Below are 9,971 nucleotides of genomic sequence, written 5' to 3'. Positions count from 1 at the left end.
CGGAGGGGTCACACCCGTTCCCATCCCGAACACGGAAGTTAAGCCCTCCAGAGCCGATGGTACTCCGCGGGAAACCGCGTGGGAGAGTAGGTCGCTGCCGGATTCTTTTTGAAAGCCCCTGACGCCGCAAGGCGCCAGGGGCTTTGTCTTTGCGGGCTTGTGTCACGGGCCGCCGCACCTGGCTTGAGCGCTGATACTTGCTCGCCGGGGGCTCCTGCTGCCTCCGCTCCTGGAGCGATTTCGCCCGGCGTGCGCGGAGTCCTGCGCTCGCGGTAGGCCATGCCGGGGCGACGCGGGAAGGCGGGTGGGTCAGTTTTGGGGTGAGAAGACGCCAAGCTCTCGGATTCGTTGGGGAATCGCGTCGTCGTGGATGTTTGACCGCCGTTCCCACTGGATCTAGAGTCACTGCTCCCCCCGGTTTGCGCACCGCCTGCCGCGGTCCGTACTCGCCGGCGCCGGGCAGCCCCGCGAGATGAAGAAGCCGACCTTCTTTGGGAAGTACCTGCTCCTCGAGCGCGTCAACGTCGGCGGTATGGCCGAGGTCTTCATCGCGAAGGCTTTTGGCGTCGAAGGCTTCGAGCGCATCCTGGCCATCAAGAAGATCCTTCCGACGATGGCGGAGGATGACGAGTTCATCACGATGTTCATCGACGAGGCGCGGATCAGCGTTCAGCTGAACCACGCCAACATCGTGCACATCCACGAGCTCGGGAAGCACGAGGACACGTACTTCATCGCCATGGAGTACGTGGCGGGCCGTGACGTCCGCACGCTCCTGGAACGCTATCGTCGCCGCAAGGAGATCATGCCCACCGCACAGGCGGTGTTCATCGTCTCCAAGATGTGTGAGGGCCTGGACTACGCGCACCGCAAGAAGGACGCGCGCGGCCAGGACCTGCACATCATCCACCGCGACGTGTCTCCGCAGAACATCCTCGTCTCGTACGAAGGCGAGGTGAAGATCATCGACTTTGGCATCGCCAAGGCCGCCAACCGTTCGCAGAAGACGCAGGCCGGCATCCTCAAGGGGAAGTTCGGCTACATGAGCCCGGAGCAGGTCCGGGGCATGCCCATCGACCGGCGCAGCGACATCTTCGCGGTCGGCGTGCTGCTCTACGAAATGCTCACGGGCGAGAAGCTCTTCGTGGGCGAGTCCGACTTCTCCACGCTGGAGAAGGTGCGCAACGCGGACATCCCGTTGCCGCGCGAGTTCAACCCGAACATCTCCGCGGGTCTGGAGAAGGTCGTCCTCAAGGCGCTCGCGCGCGAGCCCGAGGACCGCTACCAGTGGGCTTCGGACCTCCAGGAGGACCTGATGCGCTTCCTCCTCGCGGGGGACGCCATCTACTCGTCGAAGCACCTGTCCGGTTTCATGAAGGAGGCCTTCGCCGAGGACATGCTCCGCGAGGCGGAGAAGATGGAGCGCTACGCCTCCGTCGAGCGCCCGGATCAGATCGAGCACTCGGGTGTGACGCTGCCTCCTCCGGTGGCAGCGCCCCCCCGTGCGACCGCGCAAAAGAGGTCGCCGGCGCCGTCGGCCACCGGTTCTCCCGTGGGCCGCGCCTCCACTGCGCCCGCACAGCCCGCGCCTGGCTACATCCCTCCGCCCAGCGCTGAAGAGCTGGCGGAGATGGACGGCGCCGCGGACAAGACGCAGATCGTCGACTCCACGCACACGTTCCGCGCCCCGGAGACGCGGATCGCGGACAGCAGCGTCGTCGTGGACGACAGCATCACCGGCCGCTCGGAGAATCCCATCGACCGGGCCGGGCACCACACGAGCGCCTCTCCCTACGCTCAGGACGAAGGAAGAGGCGGCAAGGGCAAGAGCGGCCCCAAGTCCCAGGTCATCATCGGGGACGAGGGCGGAGAGGCCTACGCGGGCGCGACCATGATTGGTCCGGCTCCGACGGCGCCGCCTTCGCGCTCCCGCGGTGGCTCGGCGGCCCCGGTGCTGGATCCCGAGGAAGAGGAGACCACGGGCAACATCACCCTCCCGGTGGGCTCCCGCCACAATGGCCTGCGTGCCCAGGCGGCCGAGGAGGACCCGGAAGGCGCCTACGACGACCAGGGCGACGAGTACGAGGGCGACGGTCAGGACGACTACGGCGACGAAGGGCAGGACGGCGAAGAGCCGCCCTACGACGACGAGGCCGACGGTCCGGCGACCATCCCCCAGAAGGCTTCCAAGATGGCGAAGCCGGTCCCGGCCGCCAAGGTCGAGAAGGCCAAGGCGCCCGCTGGACCGAAGAAGCCTCTGCCCAAGCCCGCCATCATCGGCATGGCCGCGGGCGCGGCCCTGCTCCTCCTGGTCGCGGTGATCTTCGTGGTCCGTGGTTCGTCCACGGGCTCCGTGAACTTCGTCGCGCCGGTGGGCGCCACCGTCCTCGTGGACGGTGAGCCCGTGAACGCCAACCAGGTCATCGAGCTGTCCGCGGGCATCCACAGCGTGACCGCCTCGGCGCCGGGCTATCAGCCCGTGACGCAGCAGATCGAGGTCACCGCGGGGCAGGCGGCGGCCCCCATCCTCCTCAGCCTGAGGTCGGATGCGCCGACTCCGAAGCCTCAGGAACCCAAGCCCCCGGAGCCTCCGCCCACGGCGCCGCCGGTGGTGGTGGACAACACGCCTCCGCCCACGACGCCGGAGACGCCCCCGGAGAAGCCCGTCGAGCCTCCCGCTCCGACGACGTTCACCGCCCTGTTCGAAGGACAGGAGGGCGCGGAGATCTCCGTCGACGGCAAGTCCCTGGGCACGCTGCCCGGCGCGAAGCTCGGCGACCTGGAGATGGGCAAGAAGTACACGTTCACGGCGAAGCGCTCGGGCTTCAAGCCGTTCTCTGGCGACTTCACGTCCAGCGGGAACACCGAGGTTCGTGTCGCCGTGGACATGGTGGAGGAAGCACCGCCGCCCGAGCCGAAGCCGAAGCCCACGCCTCCAGAGCCGAAGCCCAAGCCCCCGCCCGTGGCCGTGGCGCCGACCCCGAAGCCTCCTCCGGAGCCCAAGCCGAAGCCCGCTGCTGCCGCGATGGGCAAGTTCGCCTGCAGTACGTCGCCGGCGGGCGCTCAAATCTGGGTGGATGGGAAGAACACGGGTCGCGTGAGCCCCGTACCGCTGGGCAATCCGCTGCAGCTGCCGGTGGGCAAGCGGAAGGTCGTCTTCAAGCTCAATGGCAAGTCGACCAAGCCCCAGGTCGTGGTCATCGATACGGAGAATGTGGCCAAGCTCATCAACGTCCCGGTGAATTGAACGGACGCACCGCGCCATGGGGCATCTTGTGCCCCTGGCGATTGTTGAACAGGGATGTCAGGGGGCAGGCTATGACGCCTCGCCCACGACGCTCCTTACGTTGAGGTGATGTGTTCATGAGCATGACGTCCACTCGAGGCAAGCCCGACGCTGGCCCCGCGCAGCAGCCTTTCACCTATCCCCTTCGCCAGGAGTTCGTGGAGCCCGACTGGCGGCGCATCCCGGGCTACAAGGACGTCACCGCGGCGGAGTGGGAGAGCTCGGTGTGGCAGCGCAAGCACACCGTGAAGAACCTGCGCGAGCTGCGGGCGACGCTCGGGGCGCTGCTGCCGGACGACCTGGCCGCGAGCATGGAGTTGGACCAGAAGGAGCGGGCGACGATGTCCATCCTCGTCCCGCCCCAGATGCTCAACACCATGAACCTGGAGGACCTGTGGAACGACCCGGTCCGCAAGTACATGTTGCCGGCGCTCGCCGACCGCCGCACGGACTGGCCGAACCACCCGCGCGCCAGCCGTGACAGCCTCCACGAGGCGGACATGTGGGTCGTCGAGGGTTTGACGCACCGCTATCCGACGAAGGTGCTGGCGGAGATGCTGCCCACGTGCCCGCAGTACTGCGGCCACTGCACGCGCATGGACCTGGTGGGCAACGACGTCCCGCAGGTGTCCAAGCACAAGTTCGCGACGGGGCAGAAGGAGCGCTACGAGCAGATGCTGGACTACCTGCGCCGCACGCCCACCGTGCGCGACGTGGTGGTGTCCGGCGGCGACATCGCGAACCTGCCCATCCAGGCGCTGGAGCCGTTCGTCAGCGCGCTGATGGACATCCCGAACATCCGCGACATCCGGCTTGCGTCCAAGGGCCTCATGGCGCTGCCGCAGCACTTCCTCCAGGACAGCGTCCTGGCCGGTCTGGACCGCCTGGCGAAGAAGGCCGTCGAGCGCGGCGTGGACCTGGCGCTGCACACGCACGTGAACCATGCGCAGCAGCTCACGCCGCTGGTGGGCAAGGCGGTGCGCAAGCTGCTCGACATGGGCTTCCGCGACGTGCGCAACCAGGGCGTGCTCTTGCGCGGCGTGAACGACAGCCCGAAGGCGCTGCTGGACCTGTGCTTCACGCTGCTCGACCACGCGAAGATCCTGCCGTACTACTTCTACATGTGCGACATGATCCCCAACAGCGAGCACTGGCGGCTGTCGGTGGCGCAGGCACAGAAGCTCCAGCACGACATCATGGGCTACATGCCGGGCTTCGCCACGCCGCGCATCGTCTGCGACGTGCCGTTCGTGGGGAAGCGGTGGATCCACCAGGTGGCGGAGTACGACCGCGAGCGCGGCATCTCCTACTGGACCAAGAACTACCGCACGAGCGTGGAAGCGAACGACGCCGACGCCCTTGATCGGAAGTACGAGTACTACGATCCCATCGACACGCTGCCGGAGTCCGGCCAGGCGTGGTGGCAGGATCAGCCCAAGGCGGCGTGATGGATTCCTCCGCGGGCGCCACGGCGCCCCTGTCGTCTCCCCGTCCCTCGCTCAGTGCCGAGGGGCGGGCCCGGTTGTTTCCCTCCGCGACCGACGCGGAGTGGACGGACTGGCGCTGGCAGCAGCGTCATTCGGTGCGGAACCTGGAGCAGCTGGAGCGCTACGTGCGCCTGACCCCGGAGGAGCGCGCTGGGGTGCAGGAGACGTCCTCGCTGTTCCGGATGGGCATCAGCCCCTACTACCTGTCTCTCATCGACCCGGAGCACGCGTTGTGTCCGGTGCGCATGCAGTCCATTCCGGTGCGCGCGGAGGCCCGGGTGCGGCCCGGCGAGCTGGAGGATCCGCTCGGCGAGGACAAGACGCGCCCCGAGGAGTGCATCGTCCACAAGTATCCGGACCGGGTGCTGTTCCTGGCCCTGGATACGTGCTCGGTCTACTGCCGCCACTGCACGCGGCGGCGCATCACCAAGGGCGGTGAGGCGGAGCTCACCAAGGACCAGATGCGCCGGGGCATCGACTACGTGCGCAACCACCCCGAGGTGCGCGACGTGCTCATCTCCGGCGGAGACCCGTTCCTGCTGAGCGAGGAGCGGCTGGAGTCGCTGCTCGCGCCGCTGAGCGAGATTCCGCACGTGGAGATGATCCGCATCGGGACGCGGGTGCCGGTGGTGCTGCCCATGCGCGTCACGGACTCGCTGGCGCGCCTGCTGCGCCGCTACGCGCCCGTCTACGTCATCACCCACTTCAACCACCCCAAGGAAGTGACGCCGGAAGCGCGTGAGGCGTGCGAGCGGCTGGTGGACCATGGCGTGCCGGTGGAGAACCAGGCGGTGCTGATGCGGCAGCTCAACTCGGATGCGCGCATCATCAAGGAGCTGTCGCACGTGCTCCTGCGCAGCCGCGTGCGCCCGTACTACCTGCACCAGATGGACGTCGCGGAGGGCTGCGAGCACCTGCGCACGCCCATCGCCAAGGGGCTGGAGATCCTCCAGCAGCTTCGCGGGCACACCAGCGGGCTCGCGGTGCCGCACCTCGCGGTGGACCTGCCGGGTGGGGGAGGGAAGGTCACCCTCCAGCCCGATTACGTCATCGAGCGCGGCGAGCGGGAGACCCTGTTCCGCAACTACAAGGGGCAGACGTACGCGTACCCGGAGCCGGAGGAGACCGACTGCTCCTGCCCGTACGACGAGGTGTGGCAGGCGCGGTCGCGGGAGTGGGGCTTCCGAGGCCGCTGACGGCCCCGGAGGATGCCGGGCGCCGCGGGGCTACTTGCGGCGCTTGGAGGACTTCCGGCTCATGCCCTTCGTCGTGCCGGCGGTGTCGCCAATCTCCACGGTTGGCGCACCCGCTGTGCTTGTGCTGTCCAGGCTGCCGTCGACGTCGACGGAGGGCTCCGCGCCGTCCGCGGACTCCAGCTCCACGGGGTCCGAGTCGCTGAAGCCCTGCTGGATGTGGACCTCGCCGTCGCCCTTGCGCTTCTTCGCCTCGGCTTCCTTCTCTGCCTTGGCCTTGTCGTCGAGCCGCTTGGCCTCGTTGGCGACGCGCTGGTTGTCCTCGGGCGTCATCCGGGCCGTGAAGGTGGCGAACTCCTTCGCGGAGACGCCGTGCTTCTCCATGACCTTGGCGCCTTCCTTCTGCTGGGCGCGGATGGACTGGCCTCGCTCGGCGTTGCTCATCTCCGACGGCTTCCGGTTGCCGAACTCCTCGTTCACCTTCGCTTGAGCCGCGGCCTCATCGCGCTGGATGGCCGCCACCTTCTCCGGCGTCAGGCCTTCCTCCTCCGCGAGGGCAGGGGTCGCCAGCAGGAGCGACGAGGCAGCGAGCATCAACGAGAGACGGGTGGTCATGGGGAGGCTCCTCAATCCGACCCATCATAGGCACGGAGTCAGAGCCAGCGCATGGCCGCTTCTTCAGGGCGACTGACACCGCGTGCAGCCGTCGTTCGCGCCCGCGCACTGCTCGCGGGCCCTGGCGCAGCGCGGCGGGAGGTCGTCCCGGTCCGCCTGCTTCTCCACGAGGCCGCAGAGCTGTTCCGCCGTGGCGCACGTCCGCGTGGAGACGTCGCACTGCTCGGCGCAGGTCAGGTCGTCACCCTGCTCGCGGGCGCGGAGCTCGTCGAGGCGGGCCTCGATGCCGTCGATGGCCGCGTCGTCGTCCCCGGCCACCCGCGTGTCCACGTGCTTCGCGCAGCCTGCCAGCGCGATTGCCGCGATGAGGAGGGCCAGCCATGACCGGGTCGCTCGCATGGTCCCACCCATACGCGCCCGCTCGTGGCCGCGTCCAGTCAGCGGCGTTCGGGGGAGCGCATGCGGCGCTCGGGGCGGGGCTCCGGTTCCGGGGGACGGCTCCAGTAGAGCCAGGCCGTCAGGGCCAGGAGCGCGGCCACGGCCAGTCTCCGCAGCCATTCCTCCCGCGCCCGTCCGGGTGAGTCCGCGTCGGCCTGGGCGGCCTTGTCCAACGCGGCTTCCACTTCGGGCCCCAGTGCATGCATCCGCCGGCACAGCCAGGCCACGGGCGCGAGCGGCACCGGCACGGGCGCGGTGTCCTTCTCCACGGCCATGGCCAGCATCCGCTCCCAGGCGGTGGCTTCCTCCGGGCTCTCCGGGGACCTCGCGGGCTGGCCCAATTGACGGGCCAGGGCCACCGCCGAACGGAGCAGCAGCACCGAGAAGGCGTCGCTTGAAATCCCGTACCAGGTCGCGCACTCCGCCTGGGGGCGGCGCTCCACGAGCCGGCGGACCAACACGGCGGCCGTGCGGGGCTCCAGCGCGCGGAGGGCCTCGGAGAGGGCCTCGGGGGACAGGCGGGCGACGTCGGGGACGGAGGCAGTCACTGGACTCCATTCTGCGGCATCCGCCTGGGGTTTTCGCGGGCTCCTACCGGGGAGATGTCCTGGCGCCCGGCCGATTTCTTGAGGCGGATCGCTCCGCCCCTAGACTGTTGGACCATGTTGCAACGTGTGGCACTGCTGCTGCTCCTGCTCGCGTCGTCGCGGGCGTTCGCCGTGGAGACGATGCGCATTGCCATGGACGACCCCGGCGACGAGGTCCGCGTGAGCGGCCGGGGCCTGGGCTTCGGCCCCGATGCCGAGGACGGCACCTTTGTCGCCATCACGGCGGGACAGGCCACCGTGCGCCGCCGCAACGGCAAGCTGGAGGTCAACGGGGCTCCGTTCATCGGGGACGCCATCCGCTTCCGTGGCGGACTGGAGGCCACCGACGCGGGCGGCCCCGGCAACGAACCCCTGAAGGCGGGCAGCGCGCAGGTTCGCGGCGACGTCGTCGTGCGCCTCTTCAAGAACAGCCTCCAGCTCATCAACGTCATCCCCCTGGAGGACTACCTCGCGGCGGTGCTCGGCAGCGAGATGCCCGTGTCCTTCCCCCTGGAGGCCCTCAAGGCCCAGGCCGTGGCCGCGCGGACGTACGCGCTGCAGAAGAAACTGGATGCGTATGGCGCCGCCTTCCACATGGGCAGCAGCGTGCTCCACCAGGTGTACGGCGGCGTCAACCGCGAGGACGCCAAGACGCGCGCCGCCGTGGAGGCCACCCGGGGCGAGGTGCTCACATACGACCTGGCCCCCATCGAGGCGTACTTCCATGCCTCCTGCGGCGGGCGCACCGAGTCCGGTCAGGACGCCCTCCAGCGGAACCTGCCGTACCTGCAGCCCGTTGACTGCCCCTGCGGCAAGCTGCCCGCCAGCCGCTGGACCGCGACCCTCTCCGAGGCTGAGCTGCGCGGCGCGCTGAAGGCCCCTCCGGGAGGCATGCGTGTCACCGGCCGCACGCCCACGCACCGGGTGACCCGCGTGACGCTGGCGGAGGGCACCGTGGTGGACGGCGTGCAGTTCCGCCGCAAGCTGGGCTACACGCGCCTCAAGAGCCTGGACTTCGACGTGGAAGCCTCCGGCAAGAACTACGTGTTCACCGGACGTGGCTTCGGCCACGGGGCGGGGCTATGCCAGTGGGGCGCCAAGGCCCTCGCCGACCAGGGCAAGCCGTACCGGGAAATCCTTTCCCACTACTACCCGGGCGCCGAGTTCCAGCAGCTCTACTGACGCCCTCGCCGGTTCCGTGAGGGCGCGGGGGCTGCTACAAGCGCCAACCCCGTGTCGTCCCTCCTCTCCGACTACGATTTCGAACTCCCCGAGGCGCAGATCGCCCAGGCCCCGCTGCCCAACAGGGACGCGTCGCGCCTGATGGTCGTCAGCCGCGCCACCGGCGCCTGGAGCCACCAGCACTTCACCGGCCTCGCGGACCTGCTGCGTGAAGGCGACCTGCTCGTCCTCAACGACGCGCGCGTCATCCCCGCGCGCCTGCTGGGCCAGAAGAGCGGCACCGGCGGCCGGGTGGAGCTGCTGGTCGTCCGCCCCGCCGCCACGGCCACGCTCACCTCCGCCGCGCTCGGGGGCGCGCCTGAATCGCTCGAGTGGGTCTGCCTGGGCCAGGCGTCCAAGGGACTCAAGCCCGGCCAGTCCGTCACCTTCGCCGGGGGCCTGTCCGCCGAAGTCCTGGAGGCCCTGGGGGGAGGGGAGTACCGGGTGCGCTTCCACGCGGCGCCGGGCGCCTCGCTCGCCAGCCTCCTGGACGCGGCGGGCCGGCTGCCCCTGCCTCCGTACATCACCCGCGAGCCCGAGGCCGCGGACGCCGAGCGCTACCAGACCGTGTACGCCCGCGCGTCCGGCGCCGTGGCCGCGCCCACCGCCGGCCTGCACTTCACCGAGGACGTCTTCGCGAAGCTCGCGGCGAAGGGCGTGCAGCGCGCGGAGGTGACGCTCGACGTGGGGCCCGGCACCTTCCTCCCTGTGCGTGAGGAGGTGCTGGACAAGCACCACATGCACCCGGAGCGCTTCACCGTGCCGGAGGCCACCGCCGCCGCCGTGAACGCCGCGAAGGCGGAGGGGCGCCGCGTGGTCGCCGTGGGCACCACCGTGGTGCGCACGCTGGAGTCCGCCACCGACCCCGACACGGGCCGGCTGCGCAGTGGCCCGGGCGAGACGGCGATGTTCATCCGGCCCGGCTATGTCTTCCGCCAGGTGGACGTGCTCCTCACGAACTTCCACCTGCCGCGCTCCACGCTGGTGATGCTGGTGAGCGCGCTCCTGGGCCGCGAGCGCACGCTCGCCGCGTACCAGGAGGCCGTGCGCGCGGGCTACCGGTTCTTCAGTTACGGCGATGCCATGTTGGTGAAGGAGTGAGTGCCGTGGTCGACGAGCAGCGCAAGGAGAAGGGCGATACCCG

Annotated in this window: 8 protein-coding genes and 1 rRNA gene; 6 read left to right on the top strand and 3 right to left on the bottom strand. The window is 69.4% G+C overall.

The features are described 5' to 3' along the window. The 4 genes from rrf to D7Y21_RS26335 all read left to right on the top strand — a co-directional run. Window positions 1–103, top strand: a 5S ribosomal RNA gene (gene rrf, locus D7Y21_RS26350); the annotation flags it as partial. A 369-nt stretch (window positions 104–472) separates the two neighbouring features. Beyond that, the gene (locus D7Y21_RS26345) at window positions 473–3,247 is read left to right on the top strand and encodes a serine/threonine-protein kinase (RefSeq protein WP_121716450.1); all 2,775 of its coding nucleotides are present in this window, start codon (window positions 473–475) and stop codon (window positions 3,245–3,247) included. Between the two features lie 116 nt (window positions 3,248–3,363). After that, window positions 3,364–4,734, top strand: coding sequence for a KamA family radical SAM protein (locus D7Y21_RS26340; RefSeq protein ID WP_120564486.1), 1,371 nt, complete (start codon window positions 3,364–3,366; stop codon window positions 4,732–4,734). After that, window positions 4,734–5,969: a KamA family radical SAM protein gene (locus D7Y21_RS26335; RefSeq protein ID WP_121716448.1), complete on the top strand. Its 1,236-nt coding sequence runs from the start codon at window positions 4,734–4,736 to the stop codon at window positions 5,967–5,969. The genes D7Y21_RS26340 and D7Y21_RS26335 overlap by 1 nt, the downstream gene beginning before the upstream one ends. A gap of 30 nt (window positions 5,970–5,999) precedes the next feature. Here D7Y21_RS26335 and D7Y21_RS26330 read toward each other — a convergent pair whose 3' ends face one another. The 3 genes from D7Y21_RS26330 to D7Y21_RS26320 all read right to left on the bottom strand — a co-directional run bounded on the left by D7Y21_RS26330 (window position 6,000) and on the right by D7Y21_RS26320 (window position 7,567). Further along, complete coding sequence (locus D7Y21_RS26330) at window positions 6,000–6,581, bottom strand: hypothetical protein (RefSeq protein ID WP_121716446.1); 582 nt, start codon at window positions 6,579–6,581, stop codon at window positions 6,000–6,002. A gap of 63 nt (window positions 6,582–6,644) precedes the next feature. Continuing rightward, a complete protein-coding gene (locus tag D7Y21_RS26325) occupies window positions 6,645–6,980 on the bottom strand; it encodes a hypothetical protein (protein ID WP_233612286.1) in 336 nt (111 codons plus the stop codon). A gap of 38 nt (window positions 6,981–7,018) precedes the next feature. After that, window positions 7,019–7,567 (bottom strand): hypothetical protein, encoded by a 549-nt coding sequence (locus D7Y21_RS26320; protein WP_121716442.1) that lies wholly within the window; start codon window positions 7,565–7,567, stop codon window positions 7,019–7,021. Between the two features lie 114 nt (window positions 7,568–7,681). Between D7Y21_RS26320 and D7Y21_RS26315 the strand changes: the two genes are divergently transcribed. Both D7Y21_RS26315 and queA read left to right on the top strand, forming a co-directional pair. Further along, on the top strand, window positions 7,682–8,788 hold the full coding sequence (locus D7Y21_RS26315; RefSeq protein WP_120564210.1) for a SpoIID/LytB domain-containing protein: 1,107 nt from the start codon (window positions 7,682–7,684) through the stop codon (window positions 8,786–8,788). Window positions 8,789–8,839: 51 nt separating this feature from the next. Then, on the top strand, window positions 8,840–9,928 hold the full coding sequence (gene queA / locus D7Y21_RS26310; RefSeq protein ID WP_120564211.1) for a tRNA preQ1(34) S-adenosylmethionine ribosyltransferase-isomerase QueA: 1,089 nt from the start codon (window positions 8,840–8,842) through the stop codon (window positions 9,926–9,928). The last annotated feature ends 43 nt before the right edge of the window (window positions 9,929–9,971 follow it).

The organism is Corallococcus sp. AB045, assembly GCF_003668895.1.
In the GTDB taxonomy this organism is placed as follows: domain Bacteria; phylum Myxococcota; class Myxococcia; order Myxococcales; family Myxococcaceae; genus Corallococcus; species Corallococcus coralloides.
The sequence above is the reverse complement of the archived record's forward strand: the minus strand, read 5'-3'. Positions and strand labels throughout refer to the sequence as shown.

Excerpts from the sequence above, each read along its gene's own strand:
- D7Y21_RS26325 (WP_233612286.1), bottom strand. The coding sequence starts at position 6,980 with ATGCGAGCGACCCGGTCATGGCTGGCCCTCCTCATCGCGGCAATCGCG.
- D7Y21_RS26345 (WP_121716450.1), top strand. The coding sequence starts at position 473 with ATGAAGAAGCCGACCTTCTTTGGGAAGTACCTGCTCCTCGAGCGCGTC.
- D7Y21_RS26340 (WP_120564486.1), top strand. The coding sequence starts at position 3,364 with ATGAGCATGACGTCCACTCGAGGCAAGCCCGACGCTGGCCCCGCGCAG.
- D7Y21_RS26330 (WP_121716446.1), bottom strand. The coding sequence starts at position 6,581 with ATGACCACCCGTCTCTCGTTGATGCTCGCTGCCTCGTCGCTCCTGCTG.
- D7Y21_RS26335 (WP_121716448.1), top strand. The coding sequence starts at position 4,734 with ATGGATTCCTCCGCGGGCGCCACGGCGCCCCTGTCGTCTCCCCGTCCC.
- D7Y21_RS26315 (WP_120564210.1), top strand. The coding sequence starts at position 7,682 with ATGTTGCAACGTGTGGCACTGCTGCTGCTCCTGCTCGCGTCGTCGCGG.